This is a genomic window from Anthropogastromicrobium aceti, assembly GCF_020687335.1.
In the GTDB taxonomy this organism is placed as follows: Bacteria; Bacillota; Clostridia; order Lachnospirales; family Lachnospiraceae; genus Anthropogastromicrobium; species Anthropogastromicrobium aceti.
The window spans coordinates 1-21,486 of record NZ_JAJEQN010000009.1; the positions used below are offsets into that span (position 1 = coordinate 1).

At 41.9% G+C, this 21,486-nt stretch carries 18 protein-coding genes and 1 CRISPR repeat array; of the genes, 17 read left to right on the forward strand and 1 reads right to left on the reverse strand.

The window, feature by feature from the left end:
- Positions 1-7: 7 nt before the first annotated feature.
- Positions 8-2,171: a CRISPR direct-repeat array (repeat unit 32 nt; unit sequence GTTGCCTCTCATGTAGAGGCGTGAATTGAAAT).
- Positions 2,172-2,285: 114 nt separating this feature from the next.
- The 17 genes from LKD48_RS04875 to LKD48_RS04955 all read left to right on the forward strand — a co-directional run bounded on the left by LKD48_RS04875 (position 2,286) and on the right by LKD48_RS04955 (position 21,042).
- Complete coding sequence (locus LKD48_RS04875) at positions 2,286-2,552, forward strand: hypothetical protein (RefSeq protein WP_308731383.1); 267 nt, start codon at positions 2,286-2,288, stop codon at positions 2,550-2,552.
- A 193-nt stretch (positions 2,553-2,745) separates the two neighbouring features.
- Positions 2,746-4,227 (forward strand): tRNA (N6-isopentenyl adenosine(37)-C2)-methylthiotransferase MiaB, encoded by a 1,482-nt coding sequence (gene miaB, locus LKD48_RS04880; RefSeq protein WP_331466797.1) that lies wholly within the window; start codon positions 2,746-2,748, stop codon positions 4,225-4,227.
- A 109-nt stretch (positions 4,228-4,336) separates the two neighbouring features.
- Positions 4,337-6,997 carry a DNA mismatch repair protein MutS gene (gene mutS / locus LKD48_RS04885; RefSeq protein ID WP_308731384.1) on the forward strand — a complete coding sequence of 887 codons (2,661 nt, stop codon included), beginning with the start codon at positions 4,337-4,339 and terminating at the stop codon, positions 6,995-6,997.
- Positions 6,998-7,077: 80 nt separating this feature from the next.
- Complete coding sequence (locus tag LKD48_RS04890; protein ID WP_308731385.1) at positions 7,078-7,293, forward strand: hypothetical protein; 216 nt, start codon at positions 7,078-7,080, stop codon at positions 7,291-7,293.
- 22 nt (positions 7,294-7,315) lie between these two features.
- Positions 7,316-9,322, forward strand: a complete 2,007-nt coding sequence (mutL, locus tag LKD48_RS04895; RefSeq protein ID WP_308731386.1) for a DNA mismatch repair endonuclease MutL — start codon at positions 7,316-7,318, stop codon at positions 9,320-9,322.
- A 58-nt stretch (positions 9,323-9,380) separates the two neighbouring features.
- Positions 9,381-10,343 (forward strand): tRNA (adenosine(37)-N6)-dimethylallyltransferase MiaA, encoded by a 963-nt coding sequence (miaA, locus tag LKD48_RS04900; protein ID WP_308731387.1) that lies wholly within the window; start codon positions 9,381-9,383, stop codon positions 10,341-10,343.
- Between the two features lie 29 nt (positions 10,344-10,372).
- Positions 10,373-11,647, forward strand: a complete 1,275-nt coding sequence (locus LKD48_RS04905) for a methionine gamma-lyase family protein (protein ID WP_308731441.1) — start codon at positions 10,373-10,375, stop codon at positions 11,645-11,647.
- Positions 11,648-11,790: 143 nt separating this feature from the next.
- Positions 11,791-12,471 carry a RadC family protein gene (gene radC / locus LKD48_RS04910; RefSeq protein ID WP_118612871.1) on the forward strand — a complete coding sequence of 227 codons (681 nt, stop codon included), beginning with the start codon at positions 11,791-11,793 and terminating at the stop codon, positions 12,469-12,471.
- Positions 12,468-13,343 carry a rod shape-determining protein MreC gene (gene mreC, locus LKD48_RS04915; protein WP_118612872.1) on the forward strand — a complete coding sequence of 292 codons (876 nt, stop codon included), beginning with the start codon at positions 12,468-12,470 and terminating at the stop codon, positions 13,341-13,343. Before radC ends, mreC begins: the two co-directional genes overlap by 4 nt.
- 23 nt (positions 13,344-13,366) lie before the next feature.
- Positions 13,367-13,897: a rod shape-determining protein MreD gene (gene mreD, locus LKD48_RS04920; protein ID WP_118612873.1), complete on the forward strand. Its 531-nt coding sequence runs from the start codon at positions 13,367-13,369 to the stop codon at positions 13,895-13,897.
- Positions 13,890-16,763, forward strand: coding sequence for a penicillin-binding transpeptidase domain-containing protein (locus tag LKD48_RS04925; protein WP_308731388.1), 2,874 nt, complete (start codon positions 13,890-13,892; stop codon positions 16,761-16,763). Before mreD ends, LKD48_RS04925 begins: the two co-directional genes overlap by 8 nt.
- Before the next feature lie 55 nt (positions 16,764-16,818).
- The gene (gene minD / locus LKD48_RS04930) at positions 16,819-17,616 is read left to right on the forward strand and encodes a septum site-determining protein MinD (RefSeq protein ID WP_118612876.1); all 798 of its coding nucleotides are present in this window, start codon (positions 16,819-16,821) and stop codon (positions 17,614-17,616) included.
- Positions 17,617-17,622: 6 nt separating this feature from the next.
- Positions 17,623-17,880 (forward strand): cell division topological specificity factor MinE, encoded by a 258-nt coding sequence (locus tag LKD48_RS04935; RefSeq protein WP_308731389.1) that lies wholly within the window; start codon positions 17,623-17,625, stop codon positions 17,878-17,880.
- A gap of 27 nt (positions 17,881-17,907) precedes the next feature.
- Positions 17,908-19,089, forward strand: a complete 1,182-nt coding sequence (locus LKD48_RS04940; protein ID WP_308731390.1) for an FtsW/RodA/SpoVE family cell cycle protein — start codon at positions 17,908-17,910, stop codon at positions 19,087-19,089.
- A gap of 39 nt (positions 19,090-19,128) precedes the next feature.
- Complete coding sequence (locus tag LKD48_RS04945) at positions 19,129-19,530, forward strand: methylglyoxal synthase (RefSeq protein WP_066564330.1); 402 nt, start codon at positions 19,129-19,131, stop codon at positions 19,528-19,530.
- Positions 19,527-20,501, forward strand: coding sequence for a D-alanyl-D-alanine carboxypeptidase family protein (locus LKD48_RS04950; protein WP_308731391.1), 975 nt, complete (start codon positions 19,527-19,529; stop codon positions 20,499-20,501). The genes LKD48_RS04945 and LKD48_RS04950 overlap by 4 nt, the downstream gene beginning before the upstream one ends.
- A 121-nt stretch (positions 20,502-20,622) precedes the next feature.
- Positions 20,623-21,042, forward strand: a complete 420-nt coding sequence (locus LKD48_RS04955) for a twitching motility protein PilT (protein WP_118612882.1) — start codon at positions 20,623-20,625, stop codon at positions 21,040-21,042.
- A gap of 97 nt (positions 21,043-21,139) precedes the next feature.
- Here LKD48_RS04955 and LKD48_RS04960 read toward each other — a convergent pair whose 3' ends face one another.
- A complete protein-coding gene (locus tag LKD48_RS04960; protein WP_118612883.1) occupies positions 21,140-21,352 on the reverse strand; it encodes a DUF378 domain-containing protein in 213 nt (70 codons plus the stop codon).
- Positions 21,353-21,486 lie beyond the last annotated feature (134 nt).

A 21,486-nucleotide genomic window follows, 5' to 3' on the forward strand; every position in this document is an offset into this window, starting at 1 on the left:
CCGACCGGTTGCCTCTCATGTCGTGGCGTGAATTGAAATGATCTGGTACTGCCTTATCCAATACCCGACCGGGTTGCCTCTCATGTAGAGGCGTGAATTGAAATTTGTTCACGGCATTCTTGAATACCTGTGGGGCCTTGTTGCCTCTCATGTAGAGGCGTGAATTGAAATAGACGTTCGTGCCAGATCGAGTCCGGTTGCCTCCGAGTTGCCTCTCATGTAGAGGCGTGAATTGAAATAGCGAAGTCTCGACCAGAGTTGAGGTCTGCGTCAGAGTTGCCTCTCATGTAGAGGCGTGAATTGAAATGCAGCACCATTGCTGATTCCGTCTGCCATCGCGGTTGCCTCTCATGTAGAGGCGTGAATTGAAATATACAGGCTCATGTTCCTCACCTCCCCTCATGCTGGTTGCCTCTCATGTAGAGGCGTGAATTGAAATATCCGTCACGACTGGAAGGTTCTGTTCGTACACATGTTGCCTCTCATGTAGAGGCGTGAATTGAAATAACGTCAGCGTGAGATTAAAGAGCAATTGCTTGAGTTGCCTCTCATGTAGAGGCGTGAATTGAAATTGGTCGCACAGTACACTTCGAGGATGAATCCTATGAGTTGCCTCTCATGTAGAGGCGTGAATTGAAATAGTTTTCGGCTTCCGATCTGGTATGACTGGCCTCCGGTTGCCTCTCATGTAGAGGCGTGAATTGAAATACGGTTTCCCCTGACGTATTCTCCGTCGTGATTGTTGCCTCTCATGTAGAGGCGTGAATTGAAATATCCGTCACGACTGGAAGGTTCTGTTCGTACACATGTTGCCTCTCATGTAGAGGCGTGAATTGAAATAAGGCCCATATACCAGAAGCAGGCACCGTAAAAGTTGCCTCTCATGTAGAGGCGTGAATTGAAATTGGTTGCAGCTGTATTTCTGCTGGCCAGACTACGTTGCCTCTCATGTAGAGGCGTGAATTGAAATAAATCTATCGCGGACCTTTACGCCTGTCTGATCGGTTGCCTCTCATGTAGAGGCGTGAATTGAAATAACGTAAGCACCTGCTGCGCCTGCACCGTCTTCTCCGTTGCCTCTCATGTAGAGGCGTGAATTGAAATAAAGGCACTGAAAGAAAATGAGCTGGCGTTGGGAGTTGCCTCTCATGTAGAGGCGTGAATTGAAATCACTTATAACCGGGATTAAGCGTGGATACGCCGCGTTGCCTCTCATGTAGAGGCGTGAATTGAAATGCCAAATCAAAAGTTCGTTTCCTTGTGCGTAAGACGTTGCCTCTCATGTAGAGGCGTGAATTGAAATACTAAATAATCAGACTGGCGAGTTAAGCAAAACAGTTGCCTCTCATGTAGAGGCGTGAATTGAAATTGGTTGTCCGTTTCCGTTTGAATACTTTGTAAAAGTTGCCTCTCATGTAGAGGCGTGAATTGAAATAGATAACACAACATCAACCACAACTCCAGTCTTGGCGTTGCCTCTCATGTAGAGGCGTGAATTGAAATACTACTTTCTTCCAATCCTGGGCCACCGCCAAAAGTTGCCTCTCATGTAGAGGCGTGAATTGAAATGGGTATCCGGCTATCATTGCCAAAGATTGGCGGCGGTTGCCTCTCATGTAGAGGCGTGAATTGAAATATCAATGGCGCAACAGTTTTCAGCCGTGGTTCTGTTGCCTCTCATGTAGAGGCGTGAATTGAAATATCTGTGCATCAAACGAAAATGTATACGAATGGTATTGGTTGCCTCTCATGTAGAGGCGTGAATTGAAATGATTCATAGGATACTGCTCCATCAGTTACTTCCGTTGCCTCTCATGTAGAGGCGTGAATTGAAATGTTTGGCGTGGTGGCAATCTGAACAATGGTCGCAACGCGTTGCCTATCATGTAGAGGCGCGAATTGAAATATGATTGGACTATTGGCAAAGTTTCGACCAAAACCGTTGCCTCTCATGTAGAGGCGTGAATTGAAATGGAATGAAGGATGGCATGATGAAAACCATTGGCGCGTCGCCTCTCGTGTAGAGGCGTGAATTGAAATACCTTTTGCAAGGAAGGTGTGTATTGAAATCTATGTTGCCTCTCGTGCAGAGGCGTGAATTGAAATAATTCAGGAAAAGCAAAGAATCCAGCACTCTTGGTCACCTCTCATGTAGAGGTACGAATTGAAATGAAAGTTGCGTGCAACATCAATTAAATATTGCGTTATTATTTAGATGTAAATAATATTGCGCGGATCTGAATAGTTGTAAAAATCAAAGTTTTTATAAAAGGAGGTTTGGGAAAGTGTTTAAAGAGATGATGGAGCAGATCGAGGAATTTCTTGAGAACACCCCGAAAGATATCTACGAGTTCTCAATCATCCTTGAAGATATGTTGGTGGATGATTATGATGAGATGTACAGAGAACAGCCAGAGGCAACAGAAATACTGGCGAATGAAACACCTGATATCTGTGCATCAGCTGAACCAGGCATGAAACCGGCTGAAATTGAAGTATTTAAGAGTCAGTTAGAGAAAGAGTACCAGAGAGCTAAACAGGCGATGAGATAAAAATTATGCAGAAGGCGCCGCGGGAACAAGGGACGCCGACAAAGTCACTCGCCGAAGGGCCGTTTGTTAGCCAACCTGGTCACAAAGGAAATCCCCTTGACATTTTAAATTGCTGAGTGTAATATACAATATATCTTTTTCTGCCATTTGAAGGGCAAAAAAGTCAAAACAACCAACCCTTGAAAGGAATAACATGGATTTAATAGATTTGAGAAACGTTTCCGATTTAACCGGAATTGACATCAATATGGTAGATACAAACACCTTGGCACCGGAGATGGAACCAAACAGACAGCTCTATTTTATGGCAAAAAGCAGAGAGTATGTGAAAAGAAAGTCAGAAGAGTTAGGAAGAAACTTAACAGTTCATATTACTACCTTTGGCTGCCAGATGAATGCGAAAGATTCTGAAAAACTGCTTGGTATTCTTGAAAAAATCGGATATGAGGAAACTGATGATGAAAAGGCTGCTGATTTTTTGATCATGAATACCTGTACTGTGCGTGAGAATGCAAACCAGAAGGTATACGGTCATTTAGGAATGTACCAGAGCAGAAAGAAGAAAGCACTTCACCGTATGATTGCTATCTGCGGCTGTATGATGCAGGAGCCAGATGAGGTTGCAAAGATTCGCAGCAGCTACCGTTTTGTTGATATTGTATTTGGAACTCATAACATATTTAAGCTTGCAGAGTTGTTATATCAGACATTTACTAAAAAAGAACAGGTAATTGATGTATGGGAAGGAACTGATCAAATCGTAGAGGATCTTCCTGCTGTCCGTAAATATTCCTTTAAGTGTGGTGTTAACATCATGTATGGCTGCAACAATTTCTGCAGTTACTGTATCGTACCATATGTGCGCGGAAGAGAGAGAAGCAGACAGCCAGAGGATATCATAAAGGAGATTAAGCAATTAGTAGCTGATGGTGTAGTAGAAGTTATGCTTCTTGGTCAGAATGTAAATTCATATGGAAAGACACTTGATAATCCGATTACATTTGCACAGCTTTTACAGCAGGTAGAGCAGATCGAAGGACTTCGTTGGATTCGTTTTATGACCTCACATCCGAAGGATCTGTCAGATGAATTAATTGAAGTGATGAAAAATTCCAAAAAGATTTGTCGTCACTTACATTTGCCGCTTCAGTCTGGAAGCAGTCGTATTTTAAAGCTCATGAATCGAAAGTATGACAAGGAACAGTATTTGGAGTTAGCAGCAAAGCTTCGCCGCGAAATTCCTGATCTTTCTTTGACTACAGATATTATTGTTGGCTTCCCAGGTGAGACTGAGGAAGATTTTGAAGATACAATGGATGTAGTACGCAAGGTGCAGTATGACAGTGCATTTACTTTTATTTATTCAAAGCGTACAGGAACACCAGCTGCTGCAATGGATGATCAGATACCAGAGGAAGTGGTAAAGGATCGTTTTGACCGCCTGTTAAAGCTTGTTCAGTCTATTGCGACAACTCAGTGCAGCCGCGATACTGGGAAAACACTTGAGGTGTTGGTAGAAGAGGTTAATGAGAAAGATCCATCTATGGTATCAGGACGTCTAAGCAATAACACAGTGGTTCATTTTAAGGGAGATAGTTCATTGATCGGAACAATCTGCAAAGTAAAAATGATAGAGTCCAAAGGCTTTTACTATTTGGGAGAGCTTGTGGAATAACGCATAAGATAAGAGGAGATAGCGGCTGACGGTTACGATAGCCGCTATCAGACTGTGTGCAGTTTTGCAAAAGGACAGCAACAATTTACAGTAAGAGAGGCATAAGTAAATGGAAATCAACAGGGCGAAACTGTCGCCGATGATGCAGAAGTACTTTGAGACAAAAGATCAGTATCCTGGCTGTATTTTATTTTACAGACTTGGTGATTTTTATGAAATGTTTTTTGATGATGCGATTACTGCGTCAAAGGCACTGGAGATTACGTTAACAGGAAAAGAATGCGGACTAGAGGAACGGGCACCTATGTGCGGAGTTCCTTTTCATGCAGCCGACAATTATATAGATCGTTTAGTAAAAAAAGGCTATCGTGTCGCCATTGCAGAGCAGATGGAAGATCCGAAGCTTGCAAAGGGTCTTGTAAAGCGTGAGGTTATCCGTGTGGTGACACCGGGAACAATTTGTGATAATAAGGCACTTGATGAAACGAAGAACAATTACATTATGTCAATCGCTTATGTGGGTGGCATTTACGGAGTAAGTACATGCGATGTATCAACAGGCGAATTTTATCTGACAGAATTAAAGACAAAAGAACAGTTAGAGGATGAGCTGTTTAAGTTTACACCGGCAGAGGTGATATGCAATGATTTGTTTGAATTAAGCGGAGAAAATCTGGATGAACTAAAAGACAGGCTGCATTTTACGGTGTCAACGCCAGATTCTTGGTATTATAAGGAAGACAATGCAAAGAAGATTTTAATGGAGCATTTTCATACAACTTCACTTCTTGGAATTGGTATGGAGGATTATGATTCTGGAATGATATCGGCAGGTGCTTTGATGCAGTATTTGTATGATACTCAGAAAAGTACAATGCCACATATTACAAATATTCAGCCATATACGACAGGCTGTTATATGATTGTGGATACATCGACACGCCGCAATTTGGAACTGACAGAGACACTTAGAGAAAAAGAAAAACGCGGAAGTTTGCTTTGGGTGCTTGATAAGACAAAGACAGCGATGGGAGCAAGGCTTCTTCGAAGCTTTATTGAGCAGCCACTTATTGATCGCGCGAGAATTTTAAAAAGACAGGAAGCGATTGAAGAACTGCTAAACGAATATGTGACAAGAGAAGAAATTCGCGAGTATTTGCAGCCGGTTTATGATCTGGAGCGTTTGGCAGGCCGTATCAGTTATAAGACAGCAAATCCAAGAGATCTTTTGGCATTTGCGGCATCACTTCGCATGCTGCCGCCGATTAAGCAGCAGTTAGCTGATTTTAAGGGATCATTGCTGAAAGAATTGTATGATGAACTAGATACTCTGGACGATTTGGAAGCATTAATCAGCAGTGCCATTATAGAGGATCCGCCGCTTGTTATCAGAGAGGGAGGAATCATTAAGGATGGCTATAATGAGGATGTAGATAAGCTTCGCCGTTCAAAGACAGAGGGAAAGAACTGGCTGGCAGAGCTAGAGGCAAAGGAGCGTGAGCGCACAGGAATTAAGACATTGCGCGTGCGTTACAATAAGGTGTTTGGCTATTATATTGAAGTAACCAATTCCTTTAAGGACATGGTTCCTGATGATTATACAAGAAAGCAGACACTTACAAATGCAGAACGCTTTATCACGCAGGAGTTAAAAGAGCTTGAGGATTTAATTCTTGGTGCTGAGGATAAGCTGGCAGCGCTTGAGTATGAATTGTTCTGTGATGTGCGAGATCGTGTGGCATCGCAGGTAGAACGTATTCAGAAAACAGCGCGTGCAGTTGCGCTTCTTGACGTTATCGCATCTCTTTCTTTTGTTGCGGAACGTCAGAATTATGTTAAACCGCAGATTAACGAAAGAGGAATTCTTGACATTAAAAATGGCCGTCATCCTGTTGTTGAGCAGATGATTCCAAATGATATGTTTGTAGCAAATGATGTGCTGCTTGATAATGGAAAGAATCGCATTTCGATTATTACAGGTCCGAATATGGCTGGAAAGTCGACTTATATGCGTCAGGTCGCATTGATTGCGCTTATGGCACAGATTGGAAGCTTTGTTCCTGCAAAATCGGCTAATATCTGTATAAGTGATCGTATTTTTACAAGAGTAGGTGCTTCTGATGATTTGGCATCTGGTCAGAGTACCTTTATGGTAGAGATGAATGAGGTGGCGAACATCCTTCGTCATGCGACAAAAAAGAGTCTGATTATTCTTGATGAAATCGGACGCGGAACTAGTACATATGATGGTATGAGCATTGCGTGGGCAGTTGTAGAATATATCGCGGATACCAGACAGCTTGGTGCAAAAACGCTGTTTGCAACGCATTACCATGAGCTGACGGAGCTTGAAGGCGCATTAAATGGTGTAAATAATTATTGCATTGCCGTGAAGGAGCAGGGTGACGATATTGTCTTTTTGCGAAAGATTGTTAAGGGTGGTGCAGATAGAAGCTATGGAATCCAGGTTGCAAAACTGGCAGGTGTTCCAGATCGCGTTATAAACCGTGCAAAGGAACTGGTTGAGGAACTGACTGATGCTGACATTGCCGCTCGTGCAAGAGAGATTGCCCAGATGCAGTCAACACCATCTAAAAAGCGCGTATCACGCCCAGATGAAGTAGATGCAAATCAGCTGACACTTTTTGATACAGTAAAAGATGATTCTATAATAGAGGAAATCAAAAAACTAGAAATTGCAAACATGACGCCACTCGATGCGCTTAATACGCTGTATCGTATGCAGGCAACACTAAAAAATCGCATTTGATGCTTCCAAGGTTCCAAACTCAGATTGATTCCTGCTTGCAGGAAATCATATCTGAGCTTGGAACCTGCACTCCCATGAGGATGGCAGCGATTTACGAAGTAAATCAGCGAATCCGAATGGGAGTAGGATTGCGAGAGCGGCGAAGCTGCGCAGCAATCCGTGGGAAGTATCAAAGATATAAAAATAGGATGGCAGCGATTTACGAAGTAAATCTGCGAATCCGAATGAAAGCAGGATTGCGAGAGCAGCGAAGCTGCGTAGCAATCCGTGGGAAGCATCAAAAATATAAAAATTAAAAACATACAAAGGAGGTCTGCAATGCCCGAAATACAATTGCTCGATCAGGCAACGATTAATCAGATTGCAGCAGGAGAGGTTATTGACAGACCATCTTCTGTTGTAAAGGAGCTGTTGGAAAATGCTATTGATGCGAAAGCAACAGCGATTACTGTGGAAATCAAAGATGGTGGAATCAGCTTTATTCGCATTACCGATAATGGCTGCGGAATTGAAAAGGATCAGGTGCGTAAAGCTTTTTTGCGTCATGCAACGAGTAAGCTTCATACAATTGATGACTTGTTAGATATTGGTTCACTTGGCTTTCGTGGTGAGGCACTTTCGAGTATTGCAGCTATCGCACAGGTGGAGCTCATTTCAAAACCGCCTGAAGCAATGCTTGGCATTTCCTACCAGATTGAAGACGGAGAAGAAAAAAGTTTAACACAGATAGGTGCACCAGACGGCACAACAATTCTCGTGCGCAATTTATTTTACCATGTGCCTGCCAGAAAGAAGTTTTTAAAGACAGCAGCTACAGAGGGAAATTATATCAATCAGCTGATGGAAAACATGGCTATGCTTCGTCCGGATATATCTATGCGCTTTATAAATGGCGGACAGAATAAGCTTTATACGAGTGGAAATGGTCGCTTGAAGGATTTGATCTATACAATTTATGGAAGAGAAATTTCATCTAATGTGTTAGAGATCAACTATGAGTGTCCTCTATTCGCAGTGACAGGTTATATTGGCAAGCCAATTATTTCAAGAGGAAATAGAACTTTTGAAAACTATTATATAAATGGCCGTTTTGTAAAAAGTCGTTTGATTGCTGCTGCAATTGAGCAGGCGTATAAGCCATTTATGATGCAGCATCGTTATCCGTTTACAGTGCTTCATATTAAAATTAAGCCGGAGCTTATTGATGTAAATGTTCATCCGGCGAAGATGGAAGTGCGCTTTCAGCAGGAAAATGAAATCTATGAGCTGTTAGCAGGCGCAATTGAAAATACACTTCGCGGCAAAGAATTTATTCCTGATGTAAGTGATGATGGCAAGGCAGAAAAGAAGGTGCAGGAAAAGCAAAAGCTGCCAGAGCCTTTTGAGCAGAGACGTCTTCAGGCGATGAAGGAGATTATTCCACCGCCACCTGCAGAACATAAAACTCAAAATGAACAAAAGCCATCAGCAGAACATAAAACTCAGAGTGAACAAAAGCTGCCAAGAAACGAAGAACAGCCAAAAGTGTCGTCAAAACTTTCTGAGCCTGTTTGCGAATATAAGGCAGAAAAAAAGCAGACAATAAAGGATTCTGATTCGAAGTGGGAATCTGCCTCTGGAATACACAAACGTATTGGACAGGATGTATCTCAAACTGTTAATCAGATGCCTACTCAGCCAGAACAAAAATTAGAAAAACCAGAACAGCAAACGCTGTTTACGGAGCCGTTATTGTCGGAGAAGGCAAGAATCCATCATCGTCTGATTGGACAGCTGTTTGATACATACTGGCTGATTCAGTATGGAAATCAACTTTATATAATGGATCAGCATGCCGCACATGAAAAGGTAAACTATGAGCGGCTTATGGAAGCATACCGCAAAAAGGAGCGTATTACTCAATTTGTGAGTCCGCCGATGGTTATTTCACTGACAAGGGCAGAGGAAGCGATTTTAGAAGAATTTAAAAGTGAATTTGAACGCATTGGTTTTACAATTGAACCATACGGCGGGCGCGAGTATGCAATCAGTGAGATTCCGGCAAATCTTTATGGAATCAATGAAAAGGATCTGTTTTTGGAGATGCTGTCTGATCTTGAGGATAGAGGAAGCATGCAGCCATCCGAACTGATTGCATCAAAGCTTGCGTCGATGTCGTGTAAGGCAGCTATTAAGGGAGGTCAGAAGATTTCGTTTAAAGAGGCAGATGCGCTTGTGTCACAGCTATTGACACTTGAAAATCCGTATGCGTGTCCTCATGGAAGACCAACGATTATCACGATGACTAAATATGAACTTGAAAAAAAGTTTAAGAGAATTGTGTGATTGTATAGTTTTGAATAGCAAACAATAAACTGCAACGAGCAATAGGTAGGAATAAAATATGATAGAAAATAAGAAACCACTTATTATATTGACCGGTCCAACGGCTGTGGGAAAAACAAGCGCCTCAATTGGACTGGCAAAATCGCTTGGCTGCGAGATAATTAGTGCAGATTCTATGCAGGTTTATAAATATATGGACATTGGTTCTGCAAAAATTATGCCTGATGAGATGCAGGGCGTTCCTCATTATCTTGTGGATGAGCTGCTGCCAGGTGATGAATTTTCCGTAGTGCGCTTTCAGCAGATGGCAAAGGCGGCAATGGAAAAAATTTATGCTAATGGTCATATTCCGCTTGTGGTAGGCGGAACTGGATTTTATATTCAGGCACTTTTGTATGATATTGATTTTGAAGATACATGCGAGGATACTGCGTACCGTACACAGCTTGAAGATAAGACAAAAGAGCTTGGAAATGAATGGCTGTTAGAGCAAGTGCGAAACGTTGATCCTGCATCGGCAGAGGCAATTCATGCAAATAATACGAAGCGTTTGATTCGTGCACTGGAATATTTTAAATTGACAGGCCGTCCAATCTCAGAACATAATGAGAAACAGCGCCAGAAAGAGTCACCATACAATTTCTGCTATTTTGTCCTGAACAGAGATCGCGCAGAGCTGTATCGCCGAATTGATCTGCGTGTGGATCAGATGATGGAGCAGGGACTGCTTAAGGAAGTGGAAACATTAAAGGCGATGGGTTATGACAGAAGTTATGTCTCAATGCAGGGACTTGGCTATAAGGAACTTTTATCATATCTTGATGGCGAGTGTACATTAGATGATGCGGTAAGTCAAATTAAGCAGTCAACGAGACATTTTGCAAAACGTCAGCTTACCTGGTTTCGCAGAGAACGCGATGTAACATGGCTTGATATTGATGGAGCAAAAAACGAAGATGTTATAAACATATTGACAGAGCAGTGTGTAAACAATTTACATGCCGCATCAAAAATAGAGTAAAAATAGAAAAGAGAGAAAGAAAAATGACAATGAAAGAAACTTACCTGTCCATGGGGATTAGTGAAAAGACGTATGAATTTTGTGAGAAAATCGAGCAGGATCTTAAAGAACGTTTCTGCGAGATTGATAAAGTTGCAGAGCAGAATCAGATGAAGGTGCTTGGTGCAATGCAAAAAAATCATGTAAGTGAAGCTTGCTTTGCAGCAACAACTGGATATGGATACAACGATATGGGAAGAGAAACGTTAGAGCAGGTATATGCTGATACATTCCACACAGAGGCGGCATTGGTTCGTCCACAGATTACATGTGGAACACATGCGCTTGCGCTTGCACTTTCTGCAAATCTTCGTCCAGGCGATGAGCTGCTTTCACCTGTGGGAAAACCATATGATACGCTTGAAGAGGTAATTGGAATCCGTCAGTCTGTTGGTTCTCTTAGAGAATATAATATTTCATATCGCCAGGTAGATCTGCTTAGTGATGGCAGCTTTGACTGGGAAGGTATTCGCGCTGCAATCAATGAGAAGACAAAAGTAGCAACTATTCAGCGTTCTAAGGGATATCAGACAAGACCGACACTTTCAGTTGAGCGTATCGGTGAGCTGATTTCATTCATCAAGTCAATTAAGCCAGACGTGATCTGTATGGTAGATAATTGTTATGGTGAATTTATCGAAGAAATTGAGCCATCTGATGTTGGGGCAGATATGACAGTTGGTTCTCTTATTAAAAATCCAGGCGGCGGATTAGCACCGATTGGCGGTTATATCTGCGGAACAGCAGCATGTATTGAGCAGTGTGCATATCGTCTTAGTGCTCCGGGACTTGGTCAGGAGGTTGGTGCATCTTTGGGCGTTCTTCCGTCATTCTATCAGGGATTTTTCCTGGCACCGACAGTAGCGGCAGGTGCGCTTAAGGGAGCAGTTTTTGCAGCAAACGTATTTGAAAAATTAGGTTATGATGTAATTCCAAACGGTACAGAGCCTAGATACGATATTATTCAGGCTGTTACACTTAAAAAGCCTGAGGCGCTGATCGCATTTTGTCAGGGTATTCAGGCAGCAGCTCCGGTTGACAGCTATGTAACACCAGAACCATGGGATATGCCAGGCTATGATTCACAGGTTATTATGGCAGCCGGTGCATTTATCCAGGGTTCTTCGATTGAGCTGAGTGCAGATGGTCCTCTAAAGGAGCCATATGCAGTTTATTTCCAGGGAGGTCTTACCTGGTATCATGCAAAGTATGGAATTATGATGGCACTTGAAAAACTGGTTCAGGCAGGTATTGTCACTTTATAAGAAATTTCCGTATGTCAGAGCAGGAACTGTCGGCTTTTGACATACGGATTTGTTAATATTCGAAAATTTCTTCTATACTTTAAAAAAGAATTGTGATAAAATAAGTTCATAATGGTTTCGATACCTGGAAGTAAGGAACGATTATGAAACATGATATTTCAAAGCAGCTGCCCAAAGATATCCAACCGTACGAAAGGTGTATGGAGCAGGGCGCTGGTGCACTGAACAATGCCGAACTGCTTGCCGTGATTTTAAGAACAGGAAGCGTTGGCGAAAATTCTCTTGAGCTTGCCTCAAGGCTTCTTGCGATAGAAAGTCTTTCAGGGCTTGTGTCTATGACTGTAGCTCAGTTGACTAAGATACGCGGAATCGGAAAGGTAAAGGCAATACAGCTTCAGTGTATTGGTGAGCTGTCAAGGCGTCTTAGTGCGTCAAGACAGCAGGGGATTGTGTTGGACAGTCCTCAGGCAGTCGGAAACTATTATATGAACCGTCTCAAAGATGAGCGTCAGGAACAGGTACTTCTTGTGTTCTTAAATAATAAGGGAGCACTGATTCGCGATCTGGTGCTGACTAAAGGTACAGTGAATCAGACAATTTTGTCACCGAGAGAGGTTTTTATTGAGGCCTTTCGTTATCAGGCAGTCAAAATTATATTGATTCACAATCATCCCAGCGGAGATCCAACCCCGAGCGCGGAAGATGTTGCGGTGACGCGGCAGATTCAAAAGGCGGGAGAGCTTACCGCCATCCCTTTGCTTGATCATATCATCATTGGTGACGGCAGATTTATCAGTTTAAAAGAACGAGGATATATTTCATGAAAAGCAGCAATCAAAACAGCAATGTAAAAATGCCTTTTACAAGAAGACCGCAGCTGATCCTTTTTATATTGACGGCGTGCTGTGTGATTTCTATGGGGTATTATTACATCAAAAAAGAAAACATCGTGTCAGTCGGACAGGTAGCAGGGGCAATCACTGTTCCGGTGCAGAAGGGTGTTAACAAGCTTGGCAGTATTTTCTTTAATTTTGATCAGGAACGACTGAGCAAAGAGGAGGCGATGGCAAAGATTGAGTCGCTTGAAGATGAAAATAAAGAACTCAAAGAGCAGATGGTTTCTTATGATCAGAAGATTCAGGAATATCAGGATATGAGAGAACTTCTTGAACTCAAAAGTGAGTATGCCGATTATGATACTGTTGGGGCAACTGTGATCTTTTCTGATATGACAGGAAACTGGTTCTCTACATTTACGATAGACAAAGGTACAGATGATGGCCTTGAAGTAGGCATGAATGTACTTTCAGGCGGCGGACTTGTCGGTTACATATCGGATATAGCAAAGGGTCATGCAGTTGTGACTTCGATTATCAATGATAATGTAAATGTCAGTGCAATGCAGTCTACAACAGGAGATGCCTGTGTTGTTACCGGTGATCTTCCTTATATGAAGGAGCATGGTCTTTTGAAGCTTCAGTATATGGATACCGATTTTAATATCAGCAGAGACAATGTAATTGTTACATCCAATATTTCAGACCGCTATCTTCCAGGACTTGTTATTGGCTATGCGCAGGATGTTACTGTGGATGAAAATGGGCTGGCTGCATCTGGTTATTTGAAGCCGGCAGCGGATTTCAAACACATACGCAACGTGCTTGTAGTTACGACACAGAAGCAGTCTGCAGAGTAAACAAAGGATGGAGAAAAAAACAGATGAAGATTAAGATACTCAGAGTTGTTTTATGTATAGTACTTGCCGTCAGTTGTTTTATGCTGCAGTCAAATTTTACAAGGATTATTCCAATTTTGACTGCAGCGCCCAATCTGTTGTTAATTGTCACATTTTCAGTTGGCTTTTTAAAGGGCAGGATGTGGGGAATGCTTACAGGACTTGGGTGCGGTCTTTTGCTGGATTCATTCAGCGGAGGTGTACTGGGGTATTATACGCTTATCTTTATTTATATTGGCTATTTCAATGGCATTTTTACAAGGGTGCTGGCGCATGATATGGTTGTGATGCCTGTTTTGTTATGCAGTGCCAATGAGCTGATTTACAGTGTTTATATTTATGTATTCAGCTTCCTATTATTCGGCCGGGTAAATATTGCAGACTATATTAAAAATCTGGCACTTCCGGAGCTGTTGATGACAGCAATCGCTACGATTATAGTATATGGTGTGATCATGACGGTTGACAGACATCTGACAGAGGCAGAGAAAAAAGGAGAAAAGAGATTTGCTTAAGGAATATTGGGATTTATTCAGGGAATGGGTAAAAAATACATTAAGATCCAGAATTTTCTGGCTTGGTATTGTGTGCACGCTTTTTCTGGCAGTCCTGGTGGTGAGGCTGTTCCAGCTCCAGATTCTGGATGGAGCAGCTTATTATGATTCATACGTTTCCCGCACCAAAAAGGAGATTACGACAACTGCTACAAGAGGTACTATCTACGACAGAAATGGAGTCGTCCTTGCCGGAAATGAGGCAGTCTATAACCTGACTGTAAAAGATACTAGCGAATATACAAAGGCAAACGGTGATTTCAATGAGATGCTTCTTCGCCTGATTGAAATTGTGAAAAAATATGATGGAACCATTGTGACAGAACTTCCTGTGATTATTGATGATGATGGGCAGTTTGCTTACAGTGGAAAGGATAGTGCGATCCGTCAGCTTATTCGCGATGTATATGGAACTTCCTACATTGAAGAAAAAAGTAAGGAAGGTGAGGATGTCTACACTTATGACGCAGAGACTGTAATGAAACGTCTTATGAAGGTTTCCTATAATTTTACAACAAGATGGGAGAATGCCGAAACGATCAGCAAGGAAGATGCACTGGCAATCTGCAATATACGATATGCTATGCGTCTGACAACTTACGCAAAGTATAAGTCTACCACTATTTGTTCTGATATTTCGCCAGAGCTTCAGGCAGCAATTCTTGAAAATCAACAGCAGCTGCTCGGAGTCGAGGTGGAGCAGTCAGAGCGCCGTGTTTATCCGGATGGCGTGTATTTTTCAAATATTCTTGGTTATACAGGAAAGCCGAGTACACAGGAGCTTGAGACACTTCAGGAGAGCGATTCCACCTATGAGGCAACGGATATGGTCGGAAAGGATGGACTCGAGCAGTATTACGAGAGTGAACTTGCAGGAACAAAGGGCAACGATACTGTATATTTAAACAATGTTGGTCAGATTCTTGATACAATCGACAGTGAGCCATCGGTTCGCGGAAATGATGTATACCTGACTATTGACCATGATCTGCAGGTTGCCGTGTATCATATTGTGGAGCAGCGTCTTGCGGATGTCCTTGTCGGAAAGCTTACAATCGAGGATTTCGAGGCAGATGATTCAACACTTGCAAGCGAGTTCCAGATTTCGGTAAAAGATGTTTACTATCAGATGTTTAACAACAATATTTTAGATGAAAAGCATTTTTCAGATGATGGTGCTTCCGAGGCCGAAAAACAGATTCTTTCCTTGTATGAGGGAGAGTCCACACTTGCTATTCGTCATATTTTGGAGGAAATGGTACCGGGTGCAACGATTCAGTCTGAGTTGACAGAAGACATGCAAGACTACATGGAATATGTCTATACCTTTTTACGAGAAAAGGGGGTTATTACCGCAAGTGAGATTGATACCTCAGATGAGACCTTCCTCGCATGGAAAAATACAGAGATTTCATTTTATGATTTCCTGTCATATGTGATTTCAAAGGGATGGATTGATTCCTCAAAGCTTGGTGCGGAGTCTGCATACTCGGATTCCAGCCAGGTTATGAGCCAGATCCTATCCTTCTGTGAAGAAAATCTTTCAGCTGACAGTGGTTTTCGTAAACTTGTATATAAAAAGATGATTCATAATGAGCAGCTTTCAGGTAATCTGGTTTGCCTGGCGTTGATTGATCAGGGCATCTTAGATGCCGACAATGCGTCCTATGAAGAACTTCAAAATGGAGATGCGCAGACTGCATTTACCTTTATTCGTGAGAAAATTGGAAATACTGAGCTGACGCCGGCGCAGATCGCGCTTGATCCGTGCAGTGGTTCTGCGATTGTAACTGATACGACGACAGGAGAGCTGTTAGCAATGGTATCTTACCCAGGCTATGATTTGAACAAGCTTTCTGGAACAGTTGATGCTGAATATTGGAATAAGCTTATTAATGATCAGTCAGAGCCGCTGTATGATAAGGCGACGCAGGTACGAATTGCGCCAGGTTCTGTTTACAAGCTTGTTACGACAAGTGCAGGACTCGAGGAGGGCGTAATTGACAGCTCAGAGTATATTAACTGTATTGGTACTTTCGACAAGTTGGATCATCCGCGATGCTGGATCGCTCGAGAGACTGGCGGTGAGCATGGCCCGTTAAACACAGTGGGGGCTATTGAGCAGTCGTGCAACTTCTATTTTTATGAAGTTGGCTACCGTTTAAGCTTAAATGAAAACGGAGAATATGACGCGGAGCGTGGTCTTGCAATGCTTCGCAAATACGCCGAAAAGTACGGGTTTGGTGAGAAGAGCGGTGTGGAAGTCGCAGAAAATCTGTCACAGATTTCAACAGAATACCCGGCGACATCTGCAATTGGACAGGGTACAAACAACATGACTGCGATCAGTCTGGCGCGCTATGTGACCGCACTTGCAACGGACGGTAAACTTTATACATTCCGTCTGTTAAGCAAAATCTGTGACGCAAACGGAAATGTGATTGAAGAACTCATCCCAGAGGGCGAGCAGATCGAGGGCATCTCACAGTCAACCTACGATGTCATGAGGGAAGGTATGTACCGAGTTGTCCATGCGGCTGGTACAGCGGCAGGTGCGTTTACCGGTTTGCAGATCGACATTGCTGGAAAATCTGGTTCCGCACAGGAGAATCTTTCACGTGCGAACCACGCAACCTTCATTTCATATGGTCCGTACAACGATCCAAAGATTTCCGTAACGGTTGCTATCCCGCATGGTTACATGGCATACAATGCCGCAGTAGTTTGCCGTTACATTTATCAGTATTACTTTGGCTACATTGATATGGAAGACATTCTGGATAAATCCTACAATACACTTGGAGAGTCAGCTACGTACAGTGACTGATGTAAGCTACAGAAGACAGGGATAAGAGAGAGGATCAGAAAGGTTTGGGAATATCATGAGTGAAGTGATTGTTGTGACATCAGGAAAAGGCGGTGTAGGAAAAACGACAGTGGCTGCAAATCTTGGCTGTGGCCTTGCCCTTCTTGGAAATAAAGTTGTTTTGATTGATACCGATATTGGTCTTCGAAATCTTGATGTTGTGATGGGACTGGAAAACCGCATTGTATATAATCTTGTGGATGTAGTAGAGGGAGGCTGTCGGATAAAGCAGGCGCTGATCAAAGACAAAAATCATCAGGGCCTGTATCTGATGCCGTCGGCACAGACGAGAGACAAATCGAGTGTGACGCCGCAGCAGATGAAAAAGCTGACGCAGGAATTGACAGAGGAGTTTGATTATGTGATTCTGGACTGTCCGGCTGGCATTGAGCAAGGCTTTAAAAATGCCGTGGCAGGAGCATCAAGAGCTATTGTTGTCACAACGCCAGAAGTATCTGCAATTCGTGATGCAGATCGCGTAATGGGACTTCTTGAAGCGGATGGGATGGAAAAGATTGAGATGATTATTAACCGCATTCGTCCAGATCTGGTAGCAAGAGGCGACATGATGTCACTTTCAGACATTCAGGAAATATTAACCGTTCCTATTATTGGTGCGGTGACGGATGAGGAAGAGATTGTCATTTCCAGTAATAACGGAGAGCCGGTTGCCGGAAAGGATTCACCGTTAGGGCAGATATTTGTTGATATCTGTCGAAGAATTATGGGTGAAGATATTCCGGTTGCACAGCCGTCTGTATCGAAGGGATTGATAAAAAGGCTGAAAAGTATTTTGGAAAAGAAAGGAAAATAAAGTAATATGGTCAGGCATTCATTACAAAGTCAGGCAGTTCGCTCTGGAAAGACAGCGAAGGAGCGGCTGATACAAATGATGCTTGAGGAGCATACGCAGTGCACTCCAGAGACATTAAGCTGTATGGAGCATGATATTACAAAAACTATTTCAAAATATCTGCCGGTATCTGAAAAAAACATCTGTCTGTATCTGAAGCGAAATGCCGGTAAAATTCTTTTATTTACCGTGACGGAGCTTTCAGCAGTCAAAAAAAGCAGATAGAGATAAAGAAAGGAATGGTCTGTCGGCATGCGCAAGAGAAAAACAGGACAAAACCTGCATCTGAGCAATCTTAATTTTAAAATCATCATATATGCGCTGATACTGAGTATCATTGGTATATTTATGGTGCACAGTGCAACACAGAATGAAGCTGTGACAGGTATGATTACAACAACACAAAAGCAGATCCTTGGAATGGTCATAGGACTTGTTCTTATGATGATTCTGACATGTATTGATTACCATAAGCTGATTAAATATTCAATTGTATTTTACGTGATCAGCATGGCACTTTTAATCTATGTAAAATACATCAATCCGTTAAATATCAGTAATGCAAACCGATGGATGCATCTACCGGGGTTTGGTACGATTCAGCCGTCTGAGTTTTCGAAGGTTGCAGTCGTTTTGATGGCAGTCTTTGTGCTTACACGTATCCAAAAACATATAAACAATGTGCTGTATCTTATTGGATATTTTGCCTTGACGGGCATAACAGTGTATCTGATTTATGTAGAGCCAGATTTATCTACGTCAATGATTATCGTTTTTGCGCTTGTTGCAATGGTTTTTGTGACAGGAATAAGTTGGAAGTGGGTAGGCGGTGTTCTTGGTGTAGTAGCTGTTTTTGTGGGCGCACTTTTGTTTTGTATTTATGAGCCTGAGCAAAAGACACTCAACTGGTTTATTGAGAAGGATATCCTTCAGCAATATCAGGTAAACCGTATTAACTCATATTTCTTTCCAGAGGATTACCCTGATCAGACGCGTCAGCAGTTAAACTCAGTTATGGCTATTGGCGGCGGTCAGCTTTTGGGAAAAGGATTAAATAATTCTACTTATGAATCTGTTAAGAATGGAAATTTTCTTTCAGAGGAACAGTGTGACTTCATTTTTGCTGTTGTAGGAGAAGAACTGGGTTTTGCAGGAAGTGCATTTATTATATTGATATATCTGCTTTTATTTATTGAAGGCCTAAGGGTTGCAGGACGAAGTCCTGATCTTGAGGGAAAACTTCTTGCAAGCGGATTTGTCACAATTTTGTTAATCCAGTGTTTTATCAATATGGGAGTAGCCATGCTGCTTCTTCCAAATACGGGAACACCGCTTCCATTTATCAGCGCAGGAATGAGTTCACTGATAAGCACGTATATTATGATGGGAATTATGCTGAACATAAGTATGCACAGAAAAATGAAAGTGTTCTGATAAGTTTTACAAAGTAACTATTATAGTGGAGGTATCAAAATGAATATCGGTTTTATAGCAGATGATTCCAAAAAGAAACTGATGCAGAATTTCTGCATCGCATACAGAGGCATTCTGAATAAGCACAGCCTTTATGCAACAGGAACAACAGGAAGACTGATAGAGGAGGCAACGACATTGACTGTCAATAAGTTTCTTGAGGGATCGTTAGGCGGTGCACAGCAGTTTGCATCTCAGATTGAAAATAATAGCATGGATCTGGTATTTTACTTTCGTGATCCAAACGAAGTGAGCCCAACCAATACAAGGAGAGTACAGACAGTGCTTCATCTTTGTGATATTTACAGCATTCCGCTGGCAACTAATTTGGCAACGGCAGAGCTTTTGATTCGTTCACTTGACTCTGGTGACTTAGAGTGGAGAGAGGCATACCGTTCATGAGAAAAAAACGGTTCATTTACACGCTGGCGGCAGTGCTTTTAATGTGCAGTGCCGCTAGTGTGGGAGCAGGCTGCGGCAAATCCTCTCCAGCCCTTCTTGATAGCTTTGGTACTCATTTAGATACTCTTATGACATCAAAAGATAAGCTGTCAAAAATGGATGGAGCTGCAGCAGATTTGTGTGTAATAGAAAATGAAGATGAATTTTCTGAAAATGACATAGAAGCGCCGGCTGGTGCATTATTTAATATTACAGATCAGAAAACATTGTACAGCAAAAATGCAAATGATGAGCGCGAAATTGCAAGTATCACAAAAATTATGACGGCTCTTCTTGCTATGAAATATGCTGATTTAAGTCAGGAAGTAACTATTTCGTATACTCCGGAGGGACTTGAGAGCAGTGCTGTTCTTTGTGGTTTTGAGCAGGGCGATAAGATGATGCTTTCAAGTTTGCTGAGTGCAGCACTTATCTATTCTGGAAACGATGCTGCTATTGATATTGCTATTGCTGTTGCAGGATCACAGGAAGCATTTGTAGATATGATGAATCAGGAAAGCAAGGAACTGATGACTAGTCATACACATTTTGCCAATCCGACAGGACTGACACAGTCTAAACATTATTCTTCAGTATATGATGTTTATTTGATGTTTCAGGAATGCTTAAAGTATCCGACGTTTCGCGATATTATAGCGCGTGGATCTTTTCTGTGCTATTACACGAATGCAGCAGGAGAGAATGTGACGAAGAACTTTAATAGCACTAATCAGTATCTGGTAGGTGCTTATACGCCGCCAGACGGCATTACTGTCATTGGCGGAAAAACAGGTCATACAAATACAGCCGGATATAACCTGGTAGTGCTCGTCCAGGACAGCCATCACAAGGAGTATGTGGCTGTTATTCTTGGTGCAGCAACAAAAGACGAACTATACAACCAGATGAATACATTACTGTCGAAAATTTGATAATTTTATAAAAAATTCTATTTATGACTTGCTTTATTCGGTAAAATATACTATACTATACGCAAGAACTACCATTGGTCTTAAGTGTAAAAGACTAATTCATATAAGGAGGATCGAGCATATGGTTCAGATTATTTCAGGCAAGAAGGGCAAAGGAAAAACAAAGTATCTGTTAGACAGTGTAAACGGTGCTGTTGCGTCTGCACAGGGAAGTGTAGTATATTTGGATAAGACAGCAAAGCACATGTACGAACTGAGCAATAAGGTTCGTTTGATTAATGTTTCTGATTATGGAATCAATTCCTATGATGCATTTATCGGATTTGTCAGCGGAATCATTTCTCAGGATCATGATCTTGAGAAAATGTATTTTGATAGCTTCTTAAAGATTTCCTGTCTTGAGGGAAGTGATATTACAGAGGCAATCAAGGCGCTTGAAGCGATTTCTGCAAAATTTGGAGTTGATTTTGTTTTGAGTGTTTCAGCAGATGCTACGGAGTTGTCCGATGAAGTAAAATCTCACATCATCGTATCTCTGTAAAGATGATATTCTTGCCAGAGTGTATCAGTTTTTAACAAAAAGTACATAGTACAGATTAAAAGGAGCCGGTTGACCCGACTCCTTTTTACAAACTTTTTTATTCTTGGGAAAAGTCGCGGATGCGGCCATAAAAGGAAAGAAGATAAAGTCCGCCAAGACCTACGATGGCATAAATGATCCGAGTTAACAGTGACATACTGCCAAAAAGCCACGAAACCAGATCAAACTTAAAAAAACCAATCAATCCCCAGTTTATAGCACCGATTACGACAACAGTCAGTACAATATAATCCCATACTTTTGAACTCATAGCAACCTCTCATTCTGCCAAAAATGGCTTTGTTATACGCTATTATTTTTTCATAACAGAAGTATTTTATACATCTTTAAAAAAACTATTTCTTTTTTTAAGAAAAATGCTATAATAATAGCTATGTCCGGTAC

What these genes read in the sequence shown, in the direction of transcription:
- miaB (WP_331466797.1), top strand. Translation starts at nt 2,746, where the DNA reads ATGGATTTAATAGATTTGAGAAACGTTTCCGATTTAACCGGAATTGAC.
- mutS (WP_308731384.1), top strand. Translation starts at nt 4,337, where the DNA reads ATGGAAATCAACAGGGCGAAACTGTCGCCGATGATGCAGAAGTACTTT.
- LKD48_RS04890 (WP_308731385.1), top strand. Translation starts at nt 7,078, where the DNA reads ATGGCAGCGATTTACGAAGTAAATCAGCGAATCCGAATGGGAGTAGGA.
- mutL (WP_308731386.1), top strand. Translation starts at nt 7,316, where the DNA reads ATGCCCGAAATACAATTGCTCGATCAGGCAACGATTAATCAGATTGCA.
- miaA (WP_308731387.1), top strand. Translation starts at nt 9,381, where the DNA reads ATGATAGAAAATAAGAAACCACTTATTATATTGACCGGTCCAACGGCT.
- LKD48_RS04905 (WP_308731441.1), top strand. Translation starts at nt 10,373, where the DNA reads ATGAAAGAAACTTACCTGTCCATGGGGATTAGTGAAAAGACGTATGAA.
- radC (WP_118612871.1), top strand. Translation starts at nt 11,791, where the DNA reads ATGAAACATGATATTTCAAAGCAGCTGCCCAAAGATATCCAACCGTAC.
- mreC (WP_118612872.1), top strand. Translation starts at nt 12,468, where the DNA reads ATGAAAAGCAGCAATCAAAACAGCAATGTAAAAATGCCTTTTACAAGA.
- mreD (WP_118612873.1), top strand. Translation starts at nt 13,367, where the DNA reads ATGAAGATTAAGATACTCAGAGTTGTTTTATGTATAGTACTTGCCGTC.
- minD (WP_118612876.1), top strand. Translation starts at nt 16,819, where the DNA reads ATGAGTGAAGTGATTGTTGTGACATCAGGAAAAGGCGGTGTAGGAAAA.
- LKD48_RS04935 (WP_308731389.1), top strand. Translation starts at nt 17,623, where the DNA reads ATGGTCAGGCATTCATTACAAAGTCAGGCAGTTCGCTCTGGAAAGACA.
- LKD48_RS04940 (WP_308731390.1), top strand. Translation starts at nt 17,908, where the DNA reads ATGCGCAAGAGAAAAACAGGACAAAACCTGCATCTGAGCAATCTTAAT.
- LKD48_RS04945 (WP_066564330.1), top strand. Translation starts at nt 19,129, where the DNA reads ATGAATATCGGTTTTATAGCAGATGATTCCAAAAAGAAACTGATGCAG.
- LKD48_RS04950 (WP_308731391.1), top strand. Translation starts at nt 19,527, where the DNA reads ATGAGAAAAAAACGGTTCATTTACACGCTGGCGGCAGTGCTTTTAATG.
- LKD48_RS04955 (WP_118612882.1), top strand. Translation starts at nt 20,623, where the DNA reads ATGGTTCAGATTATTTCAGGCAAGAAGGGCAAAGGAAAAACAAAGTAT.
- LKD48_RS04960 (WP_118612883.1), bottom strand. Translation starts at nt 21,352, where the DNA reads ATGAGTTCAAAAGTATGGGATTATATTGTACTGACTGTTGTCGTAATC.